Source organism: Micromonospora rosaria, from assembly GCF_001567585.1.
GTDB lineage: Bacteria > Actinomycetota > Actinomycetes > Mycobacteriales > Micromonosporaceae > Micromonospora > Micromonospora rosaria.
The window spans coordinates 14,035-36,222 of the sequence record NZ_LRQV01000066.1; the positions used below are offsets into that span (position 1 = coordinate 14,035).

The 22,188-nt window shown below is 70.7% G+C and carries 13 protein-coding genes; 5 read left to right on the plus strand and 8 right to left on the minus strand.

Translation table 11 applies throughout. The annotated features are described in order from the left end of the window. Window positions 1–558 precede the first annotated feature (558 nt). The 3 genes from AWW66_RS18190 (at window position 559) to AWW66_RS18200 (ending at window position 4,016) form a co-directional block, all read left to right on the plus strand. A complete protein-coding gene (locus AWW66_RS18190; RefSeq protein ID WP_067367670.1) occupies window positions 559–1,254 on the plus strand; it encodes a DUF1028 domain-containing protein in 696 nt (231 codons plus the stop codon). A 125-nt stretch (window positions 1,255–1,379) separates the two neighbouring features. Beyond that, window positions 1,380–3,269 (plus strand): metallophosphoesterase family protein, encoded by a 1,890-nt coding sequence (locus AWW66_RS18195; protein ID WP_211271985.1) that lies wholly within the window; start codon window positions 1,380–1,382, stop codon window positions 3,267–3,269. Between the two features lie 153 nt (window positions 3,270–3,422). Beyond that, entirely contained in the window at window positions 3,423–4,016 is a 594-nt protein-coding gene (locus AWW66_RS18200) for a riboflavin biosynthesis intermediates N-glycosidase (protein WP_067367673.1), read from the plus strand. A 32-nt stretch (window positions 4,017–4,048) separates the two neighbouring features. On the opposite strand, the gene AWW66_RS18205 is transcribed toward AWW66_RS18200, so the two are convergent. From AWW66_RS18205 to AWW66_RS18225, 5 genes are all read right to left on the minus strand, one after another. Next, window positions 4,049–5,386 carry a serine/threonine-protein kinase gene (locus AWW66_RS18205; RefSeq protein WP_067367676.1) on the minus strand — a complete coding sequence of 446 codons (1,338 nt, stop codon included), beginning with the start codon at window positions 5,384–5,386 and terminating at the stop codon, window positions 4,049–4,051. Between the two features lie 265 nt (window positions 5,387–5,651). Next, window positions 5,652–6,233, minus strand: a complete 582-nt coding sequence (locus tag AWW66_RS18210) for a hypothetical protein (protein ID WP_067367679.1) — start codon at window positions 6,231–6,233, stop codon at window positions 5,652–5,654. A gap of 406 nt (window positions 6,234–6,639) precedes the next feature. Then, window positions 6,640–7,923: a serine/threonine-protein kinase gene (locus AWW66_RS18215; protein WP_067367681.1), complete on the minus strand. Its 1,284-nt coding sequence runs from the start codon at window positions 7,921–7,923 to the stop codon at window positions 6,640–6,642. A gap of 54 nt (window positions 7,924–7,977) precedes the next feature. Further along, a complete protein-coding gene (locus AWW66_RS18220) occupies window positions 7,978–10,140 on the minus strand; it encodes a UvrD-helicase domain-containing protein (RefSeq protein ID WP_067367684.1) in 2,163 nt (720 codons plus the stop codon). After that, entirely contained in the window at window positions 10,137–16,562 is a 6,426-nt protein-coding gene (locus AWW66_RS18225; protein ID WP_067367687.1) for a DEAD/DEAH box helicase, read from the minus strand. Before AWW66_RS18225 ends, AWW66_RS18220 begins: the two co-directional genes overlap by 4 nt. Window positions 16,563–16,787: 225 nt before the next feature. On the opposite strand from AWW66_RS18225, the gene AWW66_RS33775 reads away from it, so the two are divergent. Next, window positions 16,788–17,597 carry a hypothetical protein gene (locus AWW66_RS33775; protein WP_157527550.1) on the plus strand — a complete coding sequence of 270 codons (810 nt, stop codon included), beginning with the start codon at window positions 16,788–16,790 and terminating at the stop codon, window positions 17,595–17,597. 22 nt (window positions 17,598–17,619) lie between these two features. Here the strand turns inward: AWW66_RS33775 and AWW66_RS18230 are convergent, their stop codons facing one another. From AWW66_RS18230 to AWW66_RS18240, 3 genes are all read right to left on the minus strand, one after another. Continuing rightward, window positions 17,620–18,825, minus strand: coding sequence for a PIN-like domain-containing protein (locus tag AWW66_RS18230; RefSeq protein ID WP_157527552.1), 1,206 nt, complete (start codon window positions 18,823–18,825; stop codon window positions 17,620–17,622). Window positions 18,826–19,023: 198 nt separating this feature from the next. Next, window positions 19,024–19,359 (minus strand): Scr1 family TA system antitoxin-like transcriptional regulator, encoded by a 336-nt coding sequence (locus AWW66_RS36465; RefSeq protein WP_396890563.1) that lies wholly within the window; start codon window positions 19,357–19,359, stop codon window positions 19,024–19,026. Between the two features lie 535 nt (window positions 19,360–19,894). Then, on the minus strand, window positions 19,895–20,947 hold the full coding sequence (locus tag AWW66_RS18240) for a helix-turn-helix domain-containing protein (RefSeq protein WP_067367696.1): 1,053 nt from the start codon (window positions 20,945–20,947) through the stop codon (window positions 19,895–19,897). A 429-nt stretch (window positions 20,948–21,376) separates the two neighbouring features. Here AWW66_RS18240 and AWW66_RS18245 point away from each other — a divergent pair, with 429 nt between their 5' ends. Next, on the plus strand, window positions 21,377–21,619 hold the full coding sequence (locus tag AWW66_RS18245; protein WP_067367698.1) for a GntR family transcriptional regulator: 243 nt from the start codon (window positions 21,377–21,379) through the stop codon (window positions 21,617–21,619). The last annotated feature ends 569 nt before the right edge of the window (window positions 21,620–22,188 follow it).

The following is a 22,188-nucleotide window of genomic DNA, read 5'->3' on the forward strand; positions in this document are numbered from 1 at the left end:
GCGGGCGGCGTCGGTGACGCGTCAGCTCCGCGTCACGTCCACCGCCGGTGGGGACAACCACCCAGGTCGTCAGTCGTGCCGGTGCCGCCCGGGGCACCGGTCGTGCTCGTCGTCGGGGCGAGCCGCCACCCGGGACCCGGCCGGCGTTCGCCGTCGCGCGGCACGTGCCACCGCGACTGTCGGCTCTGCCACCTGGTCACCTGATGCTCCTCGCCGGAGGGGTCGTCCTGCTCTGTCGGAGATCACCGTACGAGTTCCGTCCGGGTGGCGGCAACGCAATTACCGGCCCGGATGCGTGTACCGGCCCGGATGCGTGCCGGGCCACGCCGCAGCGGCGGTGACGGCGGGTCGCGCTCCGGCGGCGGTACCGCCTGAGCGAGACATACCTGCCAGGAATAAATATGCCTGGCAGGTATACGGCTCGACACCGGTACCCGCCTCGCCCCTGCCGCCGCCCGACGGCACGCCCCGGCGGCTGCGCCGGGGCGGCGTGGCTCACCGGGGCGGCGTGGCTCACCAGGCCGGATGGGAATCGCGGCGGCGGGGTATGCACGCCGCATGACCTTCTCCCTCGTCGCCCGGTGCCCCCGCACCGGCCACCTCGGGGTGGCGGCCCTGACGGCCACCGCCGGGGTGGGCAAGCTGCTGTCCCACGTCCGCTCCGGCGTCGGCGCGGTCGCCACCCAGGCCACCCACAACCCCTACCTGGCCTACGACGGCCTGCCGATGCTCGCCGAGGGTCGGACGCCGCGCGAGGTCGTCGACACGTTGCTGGCCCGCGACCCGGGACGGGAGGTCCGCCAGGCCGGCATGGTCGACGCGGCGGGCCAGGCGTACGCCGTCACCGGTGGCCGGACCCTGCCCTGGTCGGGGCACCGGACCGGACCGGGCTTCGCGGCCCAGGGCAACCGGCTCACCGGCCCGCAGACCCTCGACGCGATCGTGCGGGCGTACCTCGACGAGCCCGGACACGACCTGGTCGAACGGCTGCTGCGGGCGATCGAGGCCGGCGAGCACACCGGCGGGGACCGGGACGGCGCCGGCTCCGCGACGATCACGGTCGTCGGGGACGAGCCGTACCCGTTGTGGGACCTGCGGGTGGACGACCACCCGGACCCGGCGGCGGAGCTGCGCCGGCTGTACGGGGTGTTCCAGGAGCAGATGCTGCCGATCGTGCGGGGCCTGCCGACCCGGGACGACCCGTTGGGTGAGTCCGCCCGGCAGGTGCTCGCCGGGGGCACGGCCGGCGTGTGACCCGGCGCGGCGTGACGGACGGTGACCGGTCGGTGGAGGCGACGGGACGCGCCTTCACCCCGGCGAGCGGTGCCGTTCACCCGGCAGGGGTGATCTTGTCAGCGGCCTTTGCTGAGCTGCTGGTCATGACTGAGCACCGGGTGGACGGCCCGACCGCCGACGACTCCACCAGCCTCACCCGCCGTACCGTTCTGACGATCGCCGGGGGCGCCGCGGTGGCCGCCGGGATCGCCGCCGGCCCCGCCGCCCCGGCCGCCGCCTCGCCGGTCACGCCGGTACCGGCCCGGCCGCAGGACCCGCCACCGGCCCGGCTCGGCGGCCGGCCGCTGCTCTGCGAGCCGTACCTGCTCGACCCGCAGGCCAGCGCGGTGCACGTGGTGTGGCACACCGAGGAGCACGGCACCACGCAGGTGGTGCTGGTCGGCGCGGAGGTGGCCGCGCTGAGCGAGCAGGCCGCCCTGGACGCGGCCACCGGCCGGCGGGGCGCCGGCCCCGGCTGGCGCCGGTTGACCGCCGAGACGCTGCGGCTGAGCCGTACCCGGGAGGACGCCGGCTCGGCCGTCCCGGGCCGCACCTTCACCGCCGTGGTGGACCGACCGGTGTACCGGCACCTGGTCCGGGTGGGTGGGCTGACGGCCGGCGAGCGCACCCCCTACCGGGTGGTCTCCGTCGACCACCTCGGCCGGGCGACGGTCACCGCCACGTACTCCCTCGCCCCCGCCGTGCCGGCCCGCCAGCCGGTGCGGCTGCTGCTCACCAGCGACCACCAGCTCATGGGCATGACCCCGGTCAACCTGGAGAAGGTCGCCGAGACCGCGGGGGTCCGCCTCGACGGCATCCTCGTCGCCGGTGACCTGGTCAACATCCCGGACCGGGCCAGCGAGTGGTTCGACCACACCGGCGGGCGGGCGTTCTTCGCCGGGCTGACCGGCCGCGCCGAGCGGACCATCGCCGGCCGGACCTACCGGGGCGCGCCGCTGGTGCAGCACTCCCCGCTGTTTCCGGCGATCGGCAACCACGAGGTGATGGGACGCTGGTCCGACACCGCCGGCCTGAACGCCCAGTTCAACGACCCGCAGCCGCTGGACGTGGCCCGCCGCCGGTGGCAGGAGACCCGGCCGGCCGGCATCGACGAGGAGACCTGGCTCGGCCTGCACTCCTGGGACGTCACCACCTACGAGGAGCTGTTCCCCTACCCGCGCAGCGCCGCCGGCGGCCCCCGCTGGTGGGCCCGCACCATCGGCGACGTCCACCTGGTCACCCTCTTCGCCACCCAGATCTGGCGCTCCGGGGCCGCCAACACCCGGGGCAAGTTCTCCGAGGCGCCCGCCGACCTGGGCGACGAGAGCCGCTGGGGCTACGGTCAGTTCATCTTCGAGCCGATCGCGCGCGGGTCGCGGCAGTACCGCTGGCTCGACCGGCAGCTCGCCTCCGCCGAGGCCCGCCAGGCGAAGTACCGGGTGGTCATGTACCACCACCCCGGCCACGGCCTCGGCGACAACTCCGCGCCCCCGTTCACCGACCCGGTGCAGACGATCACCCGGGACCCGGCCACCGGCGCGGTCACCGGCGTCCGGTACGAGTACCCCCTCGCCGACGACCACATCCTGCGCGACCTGGAGCCGCTCTTCTCCGCCCGGGGCGTCAACCTGGTGCACAACGGACACTCGCACCTGTGGAACCGGTTCCGCAACCCGCACGGGGTCAACTGGCTGGAGACCTCCAACGTGGGCAACAGCTACGGCGCGTACGACGCCTCCAACGGGGCCTCGCGGAACCTGCCGGACAGCCCCGACCACGTCCGGCAGGGCGACCCGGGTGGGCTGACGCCGGTGGTGCCGACCGTCGCCCCGCTGACCGACGCCGCCGGCACGCCCCTGCCGTACGTGTCCAGCAACGACATCACCGTTTTCTCGCTGCTCGACTCGGCGGCCGGGGTGGTGCGGTCGTACCGCTTCGACACCCGCGAGCCGGACTCGGCGGTGGTGCTGTTCGACGAGTTCCCGCTGAGCTGACCGGCCGACACGGGTCCGGCGGCGGGTCGGGCGGTCCGGAGCCGAGGGCCGGGCCGCCCGTACCCCGCCCGCCGGGCCGCGTTTCCCGCCCGCCGGGCCGGCCGGCGGGAAACCCGCTGGCCCGCACCGGCCCGTCCTGGCACCGTTGCCGGTATGGAACGGATCGACGCGCTGCCCCGCACTCTGGACGAGGCCCGTCACCTCGACGCCCGGGGTGCCCGGCTGCGGTACCTGTTCTTCTGGGGCCACCAGCCGCAGCGGGACGGGAGCACCGGAGCCGGCTGCCTGAGCCAGTGGTACCCGACGACCTTCACGGTCGACTCGGTGCGCTACCCGACGGCGGAGCACTACATGATGCACCGCAAGGCGCTGCTCTTCGGCGACGAGCGGACCGCCGCCCGGATCCTCGCCGCCGACCACCCCAAGACGGTCAAGGCCCTCGGCCGGCAGGTACGCGACTTCGACCAGACCCGGTGGGACGCCCACCGGTTCGAGATCGTGGTCGCCGGCAACGTCGAGAAGTTCCGCCAGCACCCCGACCTGCACGCCTACCTCGCCGGTACCCGTGACCGCGTCCTGGTCGAGGCGAGCCCGCTGGACCGGATCTGGGGCATCGGGCTGGCCGCGGACGACGAGCGGGCCACCCGGCCGGCACAGTGGCGCGGGCAGAACCTGCTCGGCTTCGCGCTGATGGAGGTACGGGACCGGCTCGGCCCGGCGCACCCCACCGGTCCCGGGCCCCGCTGACGCCGGAGCCGGTACGGCCGGCCGCCTCGCCGCTACGAGCGCCGGTTGAGGCGGAACGGCTTGCGAAGGATGACGAAGTCGTTCAGGTCGGTCGCCTCCGCGCTCTGCCGGCGCGGCAGGTCGGCAGGGACGGCCGGCTGGTGCTCGGCGACCTCGTCGCGGGCGACCCGGCCCATCCGGCGCAGCCCGAACTGCCGCCGCAACTGCACGGTCCGGTGGTCGCTCGCGCCGAAGACCTTGGTGTGGTCGTCGATCAGCCCAACCAGTTCCTCACTCATCTGGTCGGTGAGGCCGAGCAGGCCGTGGCAGGTCACGACCCTCGACCGGTAGGTCAGGGCCCGCTCGGACAACGGGCCGTACCGGGCGGCGACGTCCTCGGCCAGCAACCGGTAGATCGCGGCGGCCTGCCGGTAGTCGCCGTCGGCGAAGTACGCGTCCGCCTGCTCCGACCGCAGCGTCATCGCGTGCCCCTCGGCGAGGGCGCCGACGGTGGCGGGACGATGGCCGGCGGCGAGCATCTGGCTCACCACCCGGGCGTACAGGCGGACCCCGTTCGACGCCGTGGGCGAGTCGACCACGCCGGGGATCGGCTTGAGATCGTCCACGAAGGGCAGCAGGAGCTGGTGCACCACGTCGGCGTCGGCGAGCCGCTCCTCGGGCCGCTTGCGCAGCATCTCCAGCACCAGCGCCTCCAGCCCCACCGGGATCTCCGGCCGGACGAAACGCAACGGCGGCGGTTCCTCCCGTACCTGCTTGTTCATCACGTCGAAGGGGGTGGCCCCGACGAACGGTCGCCGGCCGGTGAGCAGCTCGTGGATGGTGCAGCCCAGCGCGTAGATGTCGGACGCCGGCCCGCTGACGTTGGCCTCGATACGCTCGGGCGACATGTACTCGGGCGTGCCCATCATGTGCCCGGTCATGGTGATGCGGGACAGGTCGGTGAGGGCCGGCGCGACGGCGAGCCCGAAGTCGAGCACCTTCACCGTGCCCTCCGGCTCCAGCATCAGGTTGCCCGGCTTGAGGTCCCGGTGGACGAGCGAGGCGCGGTGCGCCGCGGAGAGCACGGCGCAGACCTGCGCCGCCATCGCCGCCACCCAGCCGACCGGCAGCCGTCCCTCCTCGGCGAGCAGTGTCCGCAGGCTGACCCCCCGGATCCGCTGCATCACCAGGTACGAGCGCCCCTTGTGGGTGCCCACGTCGTACACCGCCGGCACGCCGGGATGCTCCAGGTGGGCGGTGATCCGGGACTCCCGGAGGAAGCGCCGGGTGTAGACGTCCTCGACCTTGTTGCCGGTGGCGGGGAACTGGAGGAACTTCACCACCACCGGCCGGTCCAACCGGTTGTCCCGGCCGAACCAGACCTCCCCCATGGCTCCCTGCTCGGAGGGCCGATCGAGGAGCTCATAGCGGCCGTTGACCAGTGTTCTCCGCCCCACAGCCGCTCCAGTCACCTCATTCGATCGGTAACGTGAGGCTAACGAAACTCTGATCCACGGTGCTGGCGGGTGCTGCCCCGGGCTCACCCCTGGTGCGCTACGGTGACGTCCCACCGTGGTCCACATCGGAGTGTCGGCCGCATCGATCGGGGCGACCGGCACGCATCCGTGGGCTACGGCGAGGTCCCGCCCAGGATGGTCAGATTCCGGCCGCGGCGTCGTACCGGCGGCGCAGGTCGGCCATCTCCGAGTCGCCCAAGGACTCCGCCTGCGCCAACTCCGCGTACGGGGCCGGGAACATCTCCCGCAGCCGGTCGACGAACCGGACGTCCTCGGTCGCCTCCACCACCTGGATGCCCGCAGGCTCGGTGGACAAGTCCATGATCAGTGGACCGGCCAGCTTGACCGCCACGTCCCAGGGGCGTTTCTGCTCGGCGACACCGCAGAGGTGGAAGCCGTAGACCGTCCGCACGTCGGCGAGCGCGGTGGCCTCGGCCGGCTCGTGGCCGTACACGCGGACCCCGCAGACCACCGCCGGCTTCGTCTCCTCCCCCGTGGCCGCCTGCTGGACGCCGTGTCCCGCGTGGTTGTGGTGCTCCGGGTCCGCCTGCTCGAGCGTGGTCCGCATCCGGGTCACGAGCTGACTGCGCAGATCCGCCGGCTCCGGCTCCGCGCCGGCCGAGTTGACCAGCACGACCAGGCCGGCTGATGCCAGCAGGACCACGGCCACCCCCATGAAGCGGTGCCGGTACCACCCCGGGAAGCTCTTCCGAGAAAACATGATCGTTACTCACCTCGTCGCCGGTTCTGGTGCGGTGACGCCCGTCGTCGTCAAGGTGACCCGGCGATGCGGCAGGTGCGCGCCCGCCACAGCGGTGCGCTGCCGGCACTGCGATGCTCCCGTGTCGCCGTTTCTCAGCGCGTTTGCCCCCGCGCTGCGGCGATATGAGCCATTCCACCACGCCTGGCCCCGTTCCAGCAACGTCGACGCACCTCTACGCAATGTTGCGGACCGGGCGGCGAGGTGCGCCAGTGGACCTGGTCGAGCTGGTACCACCGTTCGTTGCGATCTTCTTGCACTCGAACGGCACATGGCACATCGGGTGGCTCTGGGTAATCTTCAGCTGTTTGCGGGCTTCGCAGGCGCACGAGGCGTCACGCCAGTTGCCCTCGCTGCTGGTGCCAGGTTAATCAACCGGCCTCCGGGTGCCTGACGCCAGCTGGACGCACCGACCCAACATCCCCGTCTCGCCCAGTTCCTGCCAGCAGACGAGAGCTTGGTCCCGGCAGTGCTTGACGAGTTCCTGCTGCCCGTCAATGCCGGCCAGGTCTCCGGCGAGCGCCGTGAAGCTGTAATAAGCCTGCCGGAAGTCGCCGGCAAGCAGGTACAGGTCGGCCAGGTCCAGCCGAAGTGCGAGCACCTGCTCGTCGCATGGCCCACCGTCGCCGTCGACTGTTCTCAAGGCCTGTTCCAACACGTCAACGGCTTGGGCGTACCGCTCGCCCTCGACCAGCTCCCGGGCCCGCGCCCGCAGCGCAGCTAGTCCCCCACGGCCGCGTGGAGCCGGCACGGCACGGATCGTCCGGGACATCGCTCGGGGCGGACCAGGTGCGCCGACGACCAGAATGTCGTTGTGGTCGGCGAACGGGGCGAGCAGTTGCCGTACCGCTGCTGCCGACGTGGGACGGTCGGCCGGGTCCTTGGCTAGCAGACAGAACACCAGGTGTGCCAGGTCCTCGGGGACCTCGGGGCGGTGCTCGGTGATGATGGGGGCTGGCGAGTACAGGTGCTGCCGCAGCATGTCGGGAGCGTTCGTGGCCTCGTACGGTGTCCGACCGGTGAGCATCTCGAACAGGATGCAGCCCAGCGCGTAGAGGTCGGCCGCCGGCCCCACGGGTCTCCCGGCGGCCTGCTCGGGGGCGATGTACGCGGGGCTGCCGAGGGTGCTGCCGGTGGCGGTGAGCCGGGACACCTCGGCCGGGTCGAGCAGGGCGGCGACGCCGAAGTCGAGCACCTTGACGACGCCATCCAGGGTGATCATGAGGTTCTGCGGCTTCAGGTCGCGGTGCACGAGACGCGCGGCGTGCGCGGCGGTGAGTACGGCGCAGATCTGCCCGGCGATCGACGTCGCCTCGCCGATGCCCAGGCGCTCGTTCTCGGCGATGTGATCGGCGAGCACGGCACCGGGGACGAGTTGCATGACGAGGTAGAGGTCGTGGCCGTACGCGCCCAGGTCGTGCACAGTGGGCACGCCGGGATGGTCCAGCCGTGCGGTCGCCCGTGCCTCGCGCCGGAACCGTTTGACCGCGGTGGCCCGCTGTTCCTCCGGCACCTCCGCCTGCCGGAGGAACTTGATCGCCACCGGGCGGTCGAGCCGCTCGTCGTAGCCGGCCCAGACCTGGCCCATCCCGCCGCGTCCGATCGGATACGTCAGCTCGTACCGGTCTCCGACGCGGTCCCCTGCCTGCACCCGTGGTCCTCCCCTGGGCTCGTTGTCGGCACCGGTGGGTCCGGAAACCAGGACTCAGGGTAGCGGGCGTTGCACGAGCCGACTGGTGAGGAAAGGGCTGGGCGTGCCGTGCCAGAACACGGCGAGTTCGTCGCGGGCCCGCGTGGCGGCGACGAACAGCAGCGAACGGTCCCGCTGGCGTTCCCGCTGGTAGCGTTTCGGGTCACGGTCGCGGTACTGGCTCATCGCCTGGCGGGGCACCAGACCGTCGCTGACTCCCCCGATGATCATCCGCTGGTACTCCAGGCCCTTGAAACGGTGCATGGTGCCGACGTGGACGCCGTCGGAGCGCCGGGGACCGTCCGCGCCGATCTCCACCGCCGATATGTCCTCGGCGACCAGCCGCGCGGTGACCTCGTTGGCCAACTCCCGGGTAGGGACGCAGATCGCCACGGAGCCGTCGGTCGGGCTGCCCCAGGAGTTCAGCTGCTCGACAATGAGCTCACGCTCCTCGGCCCAGGTGCCGGCACCGCGGAAGATTGGCCGAGCGCCGCGCAGCAGGGAGCGGTAGCCGGCGAGGTCCTCGGCACCGCCGTCGAGATCGTCGTAGACCTCCCCAGTCATGAGTTCGAGGGCGTCGGCCAGAATCTGGCGGGTGGTGCGGTAGCTCAGAGTCAGCCGGGACGACCGACCGCGAATGTTGACGCCGAGGCTGCCCAGGGTGACGTGGTTGTCGTAGATGCGCTGGTGGGTGTCTCCGGTGAGGAACATGTCGTCGGGTCCGGCGGCGACCATGGCCCTCAGCATCTTCCAGTGTGCGGCGCTGAGGTCCTGCGCCTCGTCGACCACCACGTGCCGGTAGCGCGGCCGGTGGAATCCACCGGAGGACCCCTCACCGGCGTGGGGGGCGGTGCGGTCCATCTCGAGGCGGGCGGCCCGCTGGGCGACCTGCCGCCAGGTCCAAATGCCGCGCCCGTCCAGCCAGGTGGTGAAGCGCTCGGTGAGCTGCCAGATCCGGTCCCGTTCGACGCGGGTGAGGCTGCGGCCCCGGTTGGGCCGACGGGCCTTGAAGTACTCGGTACGGGAGTTGAGCACCTGCCCGAGGATCACCTGGGTCCACTCGGCGGCCAGGAACTCCGCGTCCCACCCGGTCTCCGCGGTCTCGACGAGGAACTCGGCCCACAGGACGGGGACCTGGTTGTCGTCGACCACCCGCCGGCCACCACCGGCCTTGGCCTCGGCCACCACCCGGTTCGCCAGCCGGTCGATGTTGACGATGTCCACCCGGGCAGTGAGTTCCTGCCCACCGAGGGCCGTCAGCCGGGTGCGCAGGTCGGCGGCGAGGTTGCGGTTGAAGGTGGTGAGCAGGATGGGTTTGTCCGAGCCCGGTGGCAGGTGGCGGGCGAGGTGCGCGACCCGGTGCAGGGCCACGATCGTCTTGCCGGTGCCGGGTCCACCACCGACCCGGGCCGGGCCGGTGTACGCGCGCTCGACCAGCTTGCGCTGGGTCGGGTGCAGGAAGATCTGCCAGCGGTTGAACGGATCGCCGAGGACCGCCTGCAGCGCCTCGTCGTCCGAGGTCACCTGGGTGGCAGGGCGTTCCGCCGCCCGTGCGTAGTCCTCCGGGTCGACCGGTTCGTCGGCTCGTACCGGCTTGGTGACCTGCTCCAGCACCTGCTCGTAGCGGGTGCCGTCGTAGAGCGCGAAGAGGACGTCGGTGGTGAGCTGCGGGGCGCGGTCGAGCAGCTCCAGCAGCTCCGCCTCGGTGGTGAGGGCCCGGATCTGCGGCAGCAGCGGCTCGGCGACGCCGAGTTCCAGCAGCTGCGCGTCGGTGTAGTCGGTGAAGAGGGGGCGTGGCGACTCTTCGGGTGGAACGACCCGGCCGACGATGCTGTCCCCCACCGGCTCTAGGTCGACGACCTCGATGCCGCCGGTCACCCGGTTGATCCGGTACGCGTACCGGCTGAGGTCGTCGTACACCTCGCTGCGGTGGCGGACCGCGACGAGCAGGTAATCCCGCGCGGCGATGTGCAGGAGCAACGCCCGGTAGTCCCGGGTCACCCGGGCGGACATCAGCCGGGTGTCTCCGGCCAGCGTCTTGAGCTTGAGCCCCGGGTTGTCCGGGTTGTGGCGGAACTTGTGCATGAACTCGTAGACGGCGCCCTTGTCGGCCCGGGTGAGGGCCATGACCTCCTTGTCGGCGCGGTCCAGCATCCGCAGGGTCGGCCCCGTGTTCATCGCTCGTCTCCCTGGTTCGTCGTCACGATCTGTGCCGCCAGCTCGTCCGCCGTCCAGTCCCGGGCGGTGCGTGCCTGCCAGCCCGCGTCGGCGTACGCCCGGTCCCGGTCCTCGTTCTCCGGGTCGTCGGACGCTCCGGTGAGGACGACGGCGATCCGCTGGTCGGGCCAGGCCAGCTCGGCCTGCCAGCCCTGGTCGCCGAGTTCGTAGCCGACCACGGGGGTGGGCACGTCACGTCGGGCGAGCTGCTGCACGAGCTGTTCCAGGTTGCTCTCGTCGGGGTCGACGTAGCGTAGGACATCCCGCCAGGGGGAGGTGTCGTCAACCGGTGCGGGGGCGGTCGGCGCCGGTTGCGCCGCCACACCGAGCCAGGTCGCCGTCTCCTCGTCCAGCGGTGGGACCCGGCGGGACAGGGCCAGGCCGGTGCCTTCGGTCACGGCCAGCGAGGCCGGTTCGAAGAGGGGCAGGGCCGAGTGGGCGAGCTGTCCGCCGTCGCCGTCGCCGGTGGCGAGGAACTGCAGGACGTTGCCCCAGGCCAGCCAGGCCGCCCACCGCTGCTTGTGGCCGGCTGCGGTCAGGGTCGCCGGGCGGTCGTCCAGCACCACCAGTGCGGTCCAGACCGGTGCCGGGCCGCGGAGGTCCAAGACGACGGTCACCGGGCAGTCGGCGTCGTCCCGGGCACGGGTGACCATGATTCGCCCGGTCTTCACCGCAGTCGGCAGCGGGTCGCCGTGCAGGGAGGCGAGCAGCCGGTCGGCGACGCCGGTGGAGTCCGTCCGGCTCTGGTCCCGGGCCTGGGTGACGAGGCCGGCGAGGGTCGCTTCGGCCCGGCGCTGCCAGCGGGCCAGGTCCGGCTCGGCGAGGAAGCCCATGAGCTGCTCGATCGGGTTGACCCAGAGCAGGTTGGCCAGCTCGTCCGGGTCGGCGCCGGGGAGGAACTGCCGGTACCGCTCGCGGGCTTTCTGCCGGGCGATTCCGCCGTACGGCAGCCAACGGCCCGGGGCGTCGGTGTTCCCCCAGCTCTTCACGTCGTCCCAGGTGCCGGCGAAGACCAGGTACCCGTGGGCGTGCAGCCGGGCCCGTTTCTCGGCGTCGTCGGCGAGTCGGTTGTGCTGCGGGGTGGCGTGGTACTTGAAGCCGTCGAGGTAGACGACCACGTCCGGGGAGGAGCCGTCGAGGCGGGTGAAGTGCACGTCGGGGCGGGTGCCACGGATGGTGTTCTGCAACCGCATCTGCCAACGGGTGACGGTACGGCCGCCGTCGCGGACGAACTTCAGGTCGGCGATGCGGACGCCGTCGAGTTCGGTACGCCGCTCGACGCTCACCCCGGAGCCGGGGGTCTCGCCGAGGGCGAGCAGTTTGGTGAGGAACTGCAGTTCGAGTTCGCTCTCCACCTGGTCGATCAGGGAGATCTCGTCGGTAGGGGTGCCCTGCTCGACGTCCCAGGTGTCCAGCAACCGGTCCAGCATGCCGATCGCCTCGTCCCGGCTCATCAGGGCGAACTCCTCGTTGCGCGCGTAGCGCAGCAGGCAGCGGTGGCAGACCGCCCGCCCCTCCTGGCGGCACCCGCAGTCGGCGATGCGCTGCCGGGCCAACTCCAGCACCTCGCGGAACTCCGCCGAGTCGGCCAGCCGGTGCAGGTAGCCGGTGCCCTGCGGCTGGGTGTCGTAGACGACCACGAAGTTGCGGGTGCCCTCGCTCGACCGGTCCGGCATCATCGAGGAGACGACCTGCAGGTGCGCCGGCTCACCGCCGTACTTGGCGGCGATGCCGAGGCGGACGGCGGCGGCGAAGGAGACGAGCCGTTCGGCGACCGTGGCGGTCGCCACCGGGACCAGGATCCGCAGCGCCTCGGTCTCCAGCTCGTGGGCCAGGATCAGGCCGACGTGGCTGTCCGGCCCGGCTGTCGACCGCCGGTGCGGGCACCACGGCAGGTGGTGCTCGGCGCCCGTCACGACGGTCGCGCCGGAGGCCTGCGCCGCGAGCTGCTGGCTGGTGACGGGTGCACCGTCCACGGTGGTGCCGCCGCACGAGGTGCAGGTGTGGAACCGATTGATCCGTACCTCTTGCCCGGCGAAGGGCTCGGTGGTCCGGTCGTAGCGTTGGGCGCCGAGGTTGAACTGTCGGATCAGCGCGTGCCGGGTGTAGTCGACGCCGAAGGTGTCGTGGGCGTGCCGCCACGAGGAGTGCAGCCGGCCGGGGTCGACGTCCACGGCGGTGGCGGTGGTGTAGAAGCGGCGCACCCGGTCGTCGCTGTCGTCCCGGATCCGCGCGTCGTCGCGCTTGTCGCGGCTGAACACGCGGGTGGGTCGCAGCACCCGGAACAGCCGCCCGTGGTCGGCGATGCCCCGGTCCTGGCAGCGGGGGCAGGCACTGGTGTCCTCCCTGGCCAGGTGGGTCCGGACGTATCCGCAGGCGGCACAGACCCGCCACTGCTCGTACGCGGGCCGGTCGGGTGGGCCGACGTCGAGTCCGGAGATCTCGTGCCGGTAGCCCCGGACGTAGTAGCTGTTACCGGGGGCGATCTCCACCAGCGCCGGCCGGGCGGGGCGGGCGTACTCCCGCAGTTCGGTGTGGAACCGACGGTCCCCGTCGACCTTCTCCTCCCAGGTCAGGGTGGCTTCCAGGTCGGTGCGGGCGTCGATGAGCGCGTAGTTGGGCAGCAGGCCGAACTCGACCATGGTGCCGTGCGCGGGGGCGCTGGCGATCTCCCTGAGCCGGCGGCGGACGGCCGCCTCCTCGGACTTGAGCATCCTGATTTCACGGGCGTGGTCCGGGTCGCTCGCCACCAGCGTCCCCCGGGCGGTGGCGATCTCGTCGAGGCGGCGGCGCAGGTCGGCGAGGCGGGACTCCCACGTCTCCTCGGCTTCCTTTACCCGGTGGGCGAGGCCGGTCTCGGCGAAGTCGGTCAGCTGTTTCACCGCGACGTCGGAGATGGCATCGCCGAACAGCGACCGGAAGTTCCCCACCAGCGCGGCCGGATCCCGGCGACCGGCCTCGGCGAGCCCGGCGAGCCAGCCACTCGGACCGAACAGGACGTGCGCCCGGCGGGGCATGGGCAGCACACCGGGCAGCCGTCCCCGGGCGGCCAGGTCGATCAGGTGGGCCAGGTACTGCCGGCGGAGGATCTCCACGGCGGAGAGGAAGCACCCGGGCGGCACGATCTGCCCGGCGATCATGTCACGGGGTTCGGTGAGGTAGTAGCGGTCCCGTTCGCTGCGGCCGACCAGGGTGAGCACGAGGGCGTTGCCGCTGCGCCGGCCGGCCCGACCGGCCCGCTGCACGTAGTTGGCCGGCCCGTGCGGCAGGGAGGCCAGCACCACCGCGGAGAGCGCCCCGATGTCGATGCCCATCTCCAGGGTGGGGGTGCAGGAGAGCACGTTCGGGTCGGTGTACCGGGTGCCGGTGCGGAACTGCTGCTCCACCTTCTCCCGCTGGCCCCGGGTGAGCATGCCGGTGTGCTCGCCGGTGACCACGCGGAAGACGTCGCTCTCCAGGTAGAGCCGGCGGTAGTAGTCGTCCGGGGCGGTGTCGTCGACGGCAGCGCGCAGCCGCCCACGGCAGCGGTACTGCCGGCACGGCTGGTCGAGCCAGTCGGCCACCCGGTCGGGGTGTTCGGTCTGCTGCCAGTGGCAGGTGTCGCAGCCGACGCCGGCCCGGACGGCGGCGTCGTCGGCGAGCCGGGTGACCCGCAGGTGTCCGGGGAGCAGCCCGTACACGGTGTTGCCGTCCTCGGTGTTCCCGGCGGCGAGGATGTCGGCGGCGGCCAGGGCCGGCAGCAGCCGGGTGAGGTAGCCGGCGACGTCGGCCTGGTCCAGGCCGAGACAGCGGGCCGTCCAGTCCTGGTACCAGTTGCCCCGGGCGGTGACCGCGTCGAACTCGGAGCGGGACTTGCCGGTGGCGAGCAGGAAGGTGGGGGCCGACACGCCCCGGGGGAAGGCGGGCATGCCGGCGGGACGACCGCCCCAGATCTGCCAGCGGGTGCCGCCGCGTCGCAGGTACGGCTCAAGCCAGCGGTGCCAGACCGCACCCCGGGTGCGCAGCCGTTCCAGCAGGCCGCGCAGGAACGCCAGGTACCGGGCATCGTCGAGGCCGGCGGGGTCGACGAGCGCGCCGGTGCGGTGCACGTCGCGGCAGATCGCGGCGGCACGGGCCGGCTCGTCGAGGGCCACCTCGACGGCGACGCTGCGGGTCAGTTCCAGGGTCCGGCCCTGCCGGGCGCGCAGCCCGGTCTCCAGCACGGCGGCGAAGACGAGCCGTTCGCTGATCAGCTCCCAGGTGTCGCGGCTGCCGCCGCCCTCCCCGGCGAGCAGGCTGTCCACGCCCGGCAGGTCGTACAGGTCGGGCGGCACGACGGTGGAAAGGACATCCTGCGCGGCGGCGGCCTGCACCATGCGGGTGAGGAGTTCGTCCAGGCCGACCGACTCGCCCGGTTCGAGCCGCCCGGCGAGCAGGGTCCGCAGGGAGAAGGCGTACGACCGGTTGGCCACGAAGCCGGCCCGGTGCGCGACGTCCTGCACCGAGTCGTTGAACAGCAGCGTCTTGCGCTCGGCCTCGTCCAGCTCGCCGCCGGTGAAGAGCTGGGTGATCGCCACCGAGGCGAGGGTGGCCAAGCCGGCGCCGAGGAAGCGGATGCCGTGGTCCATCTCGCAGGACGGGCAGCGGTCCTTCTCGGCCATCTCGATGCTGAGCAGGTCACCCCGGACGACGACCTCGTCGTCACCCAGCTCGGCGTCCCGGTGCGGGTCGAAGGGGCGCAGGCGGCGGCCGTACTCGAGCACGTGCAGGCCGGCGGGGCGCTGGCGTACCTCGTCCGGGGTGGCGGCGATCAGGGCGCGGACCCGGCGCTTGTCCCGGCCGACGCTGGCCCGGTAGATCTTGTCGGGGTCGGTCTCCAGCTCCTGCGGTTCCCTCTCCGGCGACAGCGCCATCCAGCCGGAGCGGCCGCAGTGCCGGCAGTAGACCGCCGGTAGCCGGGGGTGGCGGTTGTCGGCGACCACCGAGTCGACGTCGCTGGCGTACGGGTCGGCCTCCCGGGGGGCCTCGCCGTACCAGCCGAAGGCGGCCCGACGGGAGGTGGCGCGCAGCAGCCGGGAGACCGCGCGCACCCACAGGTGGGTTTCGATGTTGAGCAGGGGCCGGCCCGAACCGTCGGGGTTCTGGGCCTCGGCGAGCAGGCCGACGAAGCGGGCCAGGGCCCGCGCGGTGATCTCGGGTCGGCTGCGCATGGCGCTGCCCCAGCCGGTGGCATTCTTGCGGGGCAGCACCTCGATGATCTCGTCGAGGGTGCCGGGGCGGGTCTGGAGGGAGTCGAGGACCGCCTTGGTCAGCGGGTGCTCCTGGAGCAGCTCCCCGATGCGGGACGGGTTGCCCCGGCAGCGCTCGCCGAGGAGCAGCTCACAGACCTGATCCATCATCGCCTCGGGATCGCGGTCGTCGACAGCGGCGAGCTGCTCCGGGCTGGGCAGCGGCAGACCGAAGTTCTGCTTGGCCACGAAATCGGCGGGTGCGTACCGCTCCTCCCCCACCACCGATCCGGCGTCGAAGGGCACCCCGAAGACCTGCTCGGCGACCTCGCGGATGGCGGTACGGCCGTCGCGGCCACCGCCCTCGCCGAGGGTGGCGGAGGTGGCCACCGGGCAGATCGGCCCGAGCGGCCGGCCCGGCTCGTCGAGCCCGAGCGCGGCGGCGAGCCGCCGCAGCAGCATCGCCACGTCGGTACCCTGCGCGCCGTCGTAGGTGTGGAACTCGTCGAGCACCACGTACGCCGGTTCGGCCTGCTCCCACAGCGGCAGGTCGTCACCGCGCTGCAGGAGCAGGTCGAGCATCTTGTAGTTGGTGATCAGGATGTCCGGCGGGGTGCGCCGCATCTCCGACCGTCGGGTGAGCACGTGCTGGTACTCGATCTCGGCGACGTCACCGATGTAGAGGCCGGCGGTGACCCCGGCCAGCGCCGGGTCCCCGAGCAGTTCGTTGATCCGGTGGGTCTGGTCGGTGGCGAGGGCGTTCATCGGGTACAGCAGGATCGCCTTGATCCCGGCCCGCCCCCGCTGCCGCTGCCGGCGGCAGTGATCGAGTACGGGAATCAGGAACGACTCGGTCTTGCCGGAGCCGGTGCCGGTGGTGATCAGCGTCGGCTCGGCCGCGCGGTCCTTCGTCGACAGTCGACCGAACGCCGCCGCCTGGTGCCGGTAGGGCCGGAAGTCGGCCGGCGCCCAGTCCAGGCAGGCCCGCCAGTCACCCATCGCCGGGTGAAAGGGGGTGCGGATCCGCAGGTACAGCCCCCGGAAGATGCCCTGCTCCGGGTGGGCGAGGAAGCCCTCCAGCCCCTGTCGTACGCCGGCCTCGGTCAACCCGAAGGTGGTGGTGAGGTACTGGGTGAGGGTGCGCGTGAGGGTGTCGGCGGCGATGGTGGGCCTCATGAGCGGATCACCCGGGGATGCTACGTCAGATTCCCCTGTGGATCAGTTGGCCGTCTGGTGTGGATTCCGGATCAAAAACCCGACACCTGCGCCACGGCCCCACGCCGTCATCTGCCCTTCCCAGCCGGCCCGTACCGCCCATAGCATCGACATCACGCTGGCCAGGCCGAACCCGATCCGGGTTGTTCCACGGCCGATGCCGGGCCCACGGCAGCGGGGGGCAGTGTGGTAATTCGACGCACCATCAACGACTGGTACACCAATGTCGAGGGTCGAGATTCCACCGACTCCCGGCACGACTGGGAAAACGACGAGAAGCCCGACCGGACTCCCGACGCCTGGCTCGACCGGCTTCAGCCGGAGAAGCGGACCACCGGCACCTCCGGGACGGCACAGCGTGGCCGCCCCGGCGCTGGGGCGAAGAAGTCACAGCCGTCCCGATCACAACGTGACCTGGCCAAGGCTGCTCACGCCCTGGTCGCTCGGGAGCGCGGGATCCAGTTCAAGGCGATCGCCCAACGCCTCAGGTCGAAGGGGTGGCCAAAGGTCACCACGCTCCAGGTCGCCGACGCCATGCACGCTCACCCTGCCACAGCAGCCAAAACCGCCAAGAATCCCGCCGCGCGTCGTTCGCCATCGTCGACAGGGCCAGCGAAGCCCGCACGGAAGAAGCAGCCACCCTCCTACGGCACCATCACCATCATCAGTCCACCCACTGCGGCCCGGCAGCAGGCCAAACCCGCGGCGGCTACCGGCAATCCGCAACCCCTCGTCGAGGTGGTGCGCAAGGCGTGGAGAGCGAATCCGCGAATCAGCATCAAGAAGCTGGCCAAGCAGGTACGAGCTCGCGGCTGGCCACGGGCCACAACGCAGGAAGTGCAAGCGGCTCTCGAAGCCGTTCGATCGGCTCCGACCTCAACCGTTCGCAGGGTGCAGCCGCCGGCGCCTCTGGCGGTGAAGCGGACACTTCATCCGGACGCATGTTTCGCCTGCGGGGTTGTGCCGTCTGCGCTAGGAGCCTGCCGCTGCTCCTGACCCATGCGAGATCACCCTGACCTCATTCGTCCTCTCCTTCCGAAGACTCACGCTCCCGAATCCGGGAAAGGAACAACGGAAGGGCGTTCTCATGTATCTGAAACCCAGCGGCAACCCCGAAAGCTGGCGAGTCATCGTTGTAGACAGCCCAGAACAGGTCGACTGCCTGCTCGGGGAGAATCCCCTCATCACGCATCGCCTGCACAATCCGGTTGAACGGTCGGGTAAAGCCCCGCAAGCTTCGTTCCTCGGGGTAACCAGCGATCTCGTACACCTGGCTTCTGGTGACGTATCCGCCCTGGTTGGCCGCGTACACGAGCACAAGCGCCTGGCTGGGCGCCTCGTTGGACAGGCGGTCGAGCAGGTAAGTGAGCGTCTCCTGACTCCATCCTCCGTGCAAGAGATCGGGTTCCGGCTCGGAGAGGAACGCGTCGACCCGATCCGCGTCCTGGAGGGAGTCCTCGCGGACGGTCACGGAGAGAACGGCGCGCGCGTATTTGAGTAGCTGCGCGGGACGGACCATAAACAACCGCACACCTGCCCGGTCACGTAACTCGTTCACGAGTTCGACACGGGGACCACGCCGCTCGCCGCCTTCCGTCCGCCACCAGTCTTCCTTCGCATCGCCGGTCACGAAGAGGAGGTCAGCGCCGCGCTTCTCCGCTTCCCTGAGAGACTGCTCCCACACCAGGTAGTCGCCGGCGCCCTCGGCAATGTCCTTCTTGCGATCCATGTAGCCTGGCGGAATCTTCTCGTCGAGCCGTCGCTGTGCCTCGACCAAGGCAGACGAATGGGCCTTCTCGTCCAACGGCTCACCAACCCTGCCGTGAAGAATCGAGTTGAGTGAACTCAATACAACGTCGGTGTTGGTATCACGTGCGGCGTCGATCGCGGCAGTGTCTCTGAACTCGTCGACATACAGCAGCACCTTGTCGAACCCGGCGGTGAGTTTCTCAACAACGGCCGAGGCCTGGGCGGGCTCCAACGCTACCCGGTTCACCCACGTCTGCACGGCCTTCACCGCCTGCCCGCGAATGTTCTGCAACTCCTCTGCGGTCTTGGCGGTGTCCCGTGGATCTCGCAGCACCCGATCCCGATTCCGCCAGAACTCCGTCAGCACCTGGTGCGGAGCCCAGAGCCTGTCCGACAGCGCCGACAGAACCGCGAGCAGATCGTCGCGGGCATCGGCCGTGTATCGGTAAAGATTGAGCAGGACGTTGGCGTCCAACACGACCATACCGGTCTGCAGGACCCGCGCGTACTCCTCGGGTGATGGCGTCACTTAGCCCTCGAAGCCGTCGACCATCCCTCTTGCAGAGCCAGAGGCAGGGGTGTTCCGTTCATTGTCAGCCGTGATCACCGCGGCAGAGTGCCACATACCCACGCCTGCCACTGTCCGCTCAACGACACTTTATCTGCTGCTGGTTCATGGCTGCCGGGAATGTGCTGGTTGAGTCACGAGGGTTGCCATCGCCTTCCTCCCGTCAGCCCTGGCCCTGGTGGGTCTCCTCGAGGGTGTTCTCGATGAGGTCCGGGACCGGTCCTGGCCGAGGCCGGAGATGTCGAGGCTGGCCCAAGTCCGCTCGTCCGAGACCAACTCCTTCGGATGGTCGAGATAGAGCGCGCTGGACACCGACTCCAAGTGAACCACCGGAGGTTCGGGCTCGACCCGGTTGCCGGGTGGAAAGTCAAGCAGCACGAACGCCCTCGCGACCGCACCTACATGCGGCCCGGCGGCCAATGTCAGCACCCGGACCGACACGTGTGGCAACCACTGCTAGTAGGTGCCGGAGCTGGTCAGCCATCTTCTCCGGGTCACCGACGCGTTTCGCGACACCTACCCGGAGGAATCATCGTCGGCCGTTCCTTTCTTCGCTCCCCGAGGCCCAGCCCAGTATCGGAAGACCCGCTGAACCTCTCCGTGCCACGGAACCTTCCCGTCCTGCCAGCCGGCTCCCGGCTGGCCGGTGCTGGCGTTGACGACCAGCGCAGCGAGCGATGGCTCCTTGTGCGCAATGCACTCGTTCGATACGTCCACCAGGACATGCCGAAGTTGGTTCCGCAGGCCGACGCCAGAGATCCCGATGGCGGCGCCAAGCTCGCCGTACGTCAGGATGGACCGCCGCATGGCTGCAACGATCAGAGCCGCCCTAGCTTGAAGCGCCCACTGTGCCCTCATCCCGTTCGTCACACGGGCATCTTGCCGGTGTCGTGACCGCACTTGGTCAACCTTCCAGCCACCGAACCTCAACGTTTGGCCAACTACGCCCGCCCCGACACGAACCACCGGCCCCACCTCAGTCGCCCATGTCGTCGATCTGCGCGCCCCGCAGCTCGTCGATCGAGCGAACCGGTGCCACACCCTGTGCCTGCGCGAGGTCGGCCAGGCTCAGGGGCTCGACGCTGTCGAGTCGATGCGGCCCGAACGGGTGTGGAATGGGGATCCTCGTGCCGTTCGGCTCTGGCTCACCCTCACCTGCGCCGTGGTGGACGTCTTCGAGGATCTTGGTGATGAGTCGGGCGGATTGGGCCTGGTCCAGCGCCAGGGCGTCGAGGCTGGCCCAGATCCGCTCGTAGGCGGTTACCTCACCCGGCCGGTCGAGGTAGAGAGCGCCGGTGAGGAACTCGCGGTAGATGACGGGTGGCGCCGGCGCCACCCGGTTGCCGGGCGGGAAGTCCAGCAGCACGAACCCGCCCGCGACAGTACCGGCGTGCGGGCCGGCGACCAGTGGCAGCACCCGGATCGACACGTTCGGCTGCCGACTCACGGCCAGCAGGTGTCGAAGCTGGTCGGCCATCGCCGCCGGACCACCGACGGGACGCAGCAGCACCTCCTCGGCGGGCACCGCCTCGAAGCGGGGCGGCGCGGGCAACCGCCGCCGCAGCAGCCCCTGCCGACCCAGCCGCGCCTCGACCAGCCGATCCCGCTCACCGTCGGGCCGATGCTGGCAGGTGACCGCCGCGTACTCCCTGGTCTGCAGCAGCGCGGGGACCAGCACCGGCTGGTACTCCCGCAGCCGGCCGGCGGTGGCCTCCAGGGCGGCGTACAGGTCGAACCAGTCGGGGATCGCCCCACCGTAGGCGTACCACCAGCCCTTGGCCCTCGTCTCCCCGGCCAGGCCGACCAGCGCGGCGCTCACCGGGCCCGTCGCCCCGTACAGCTCGCACATGGCCCACACGTCCGAGCTGCGGACCGGGCCGGCAGCACCCTCGATCCGCCACACCTTCTGCCGGCTGCACTGCAACGCACCCGCCGCGCCCTCCACCGTCATCCGCGCCTCGGTGCGTAACTCGCTCAGCAGCCGCCCGAGCACCCGCCGGGGCACACTCGACGCCAGGTCCTCGCTCACCGCTCCCGACTCCCCCGCCGCCAGGCATCCGCCGCCGGAGACTGCACCGGCCGGCACCCCGCGCGCTGGTTGCCACCCCGCCCACCGGGCCGCTCCGGACGCCGGTTCACCAGCCGCGCCGGCCGTTCCGCCGGCATCTCGTAGACCACCGCGCCGTCACACCGCGAGGTCACCACCGATCCGGGTACGCGAGCCTCGCCATCTATCAGCCGCCACCGCCCCGGCGAGGCCCTGCCGGACATCACCCGCCCGACCAGGCCCGCCACCGCCTCTCCCACCCGCAAGAACCACTTCCACCGCCTGGCCATGCGTCCTCCCATCGGTGTGCCGCCGTGCGACTACTTTACAACCAAACAAGCCTTTCAAGCTATAGATCGTAAGGCAGGCATACGTTGCAAGACCCATCGGCAGCTGTGATGAACTCCGGCCATGGCGCCCTACGAGCCGCTGTGGCGAAGGATCCGACGGGAGATCCAAACCAAGATCGCCGCAGGCATCCTGAAGCCCGGCGACAAGCTCCCCACCACCCGGGAACTGGCCGACCAGTACGACACGTCGGGCGTCACGGTCAGGAAGGCCATCGACCTTCTCATCGAGGCAGGCGTCTTGGAAGGCCGGCAAGGTGTGGGCGTCTTCGTTGCCGACACCCCCGACGAGAACGCATCTGGGTAAGCGTGCCGGCCGGGTACGGAGAGCGATGACGCCGACCCAGGCCTGAGCCAGGTCTCATCCGCCCCCGCGCACCAGGCAGGCTCGCCGAAATACCTGCGATCGGGCTTCCATCACCGCGAGGCGCCACCCGGCTTGCGAATTATTCGGAGCTATTATTTCTCGGCAGCGGCTTATGAAGGTTGCCAGCCTGAATCGACAGCATCCTGAATCCGCTTACTGAACACCGCGTGAGCTTGCCGATACTCACTCTCCCTATTCGCCTTGCAGAAAGGTGCGGCATACCCATCCGGCACGCGACTTCCCTCCGGATCATCGAGATAGTCAATCAACTCCTCATAATCCCCCCGCTTTTGTTGAGACCCGAACACGCGATGGTTCCCTGCAATTCGTCGCCCTTGCGCATCAAAATAGGTGACATCCTCGTAATCCCAAAGCACAGGATATCGCGATCGATAGATAGAGATGAGCTCCTCGTCGGAGATGCCGATCCAAGAAGCGACTATGGCATCAATGAGCCTTTTCCAACCTGATCTGGCAGTTCAGGGGCGGTGTGCGTAGCCCGGTGATCG

Excerpts from the sequence above, each read along its gene's own strand:
- AWW66_RS18245 (WP_067367698.1), top strand. The coding sequence starts at position 21,377 with ATGGCGCCCTACGAGCCGCTGTGGCGAAGGATCCGACGGGAGATCCAA.
- AWW66_RS18195 (WP_211271985.1), top strand. The coding sequence starts at position 1,380 with ATGACTGAGCACCGGGTGGACGGCCCGACCGCCGACGACTCCACCAGC.
- AWW66_RS18205 (WP_067367676.1), bottom strand. The coding sequence starts at position 5,386 with ATGGGGGAGGTCTGGTTCGGCCGGGACAACCGGTTGGACCGGCCGGTG.
- AWW66_RS18220 (WP_067367684.1), bottom strand. The coding sequence starts at position 10,140 with ATGAACACGGGGCCGACCCTGCGGATGCTGGACCGCGCCGACAAGGAG.
- AWW66_RS18210 (WP_067367679.1), bottom strand. The coding sequence starts at position 6,233 with ATGTTTTCTCGGAAGAGCTTCCCGGGGTGGTACCGGCACCGCTTCATG.
- AWW66_RS18190 (WP_067367670.1), top strand. The coding sequence starts at position 559 with ATGACCTTCTCCCTCGTCGCCCGGTGCCCCCGCACCGGCCACCTCGGG.
- AWW66_RS18225 (WP_067367687.1), bottom strand. The coding sequence starts at position 16,562 with ATGAGGCCCACCATCGCCGCCGACACCCTCACGCGCACCCTCACCCAG.
- AWW66_RS18200 (WP_067367673.1), top strand. The coding sequence starts at position 3,423 with ATGGAACGGATCGACGCGCTGCCCCGCACTCTGGACGAGGCCCGTCAC.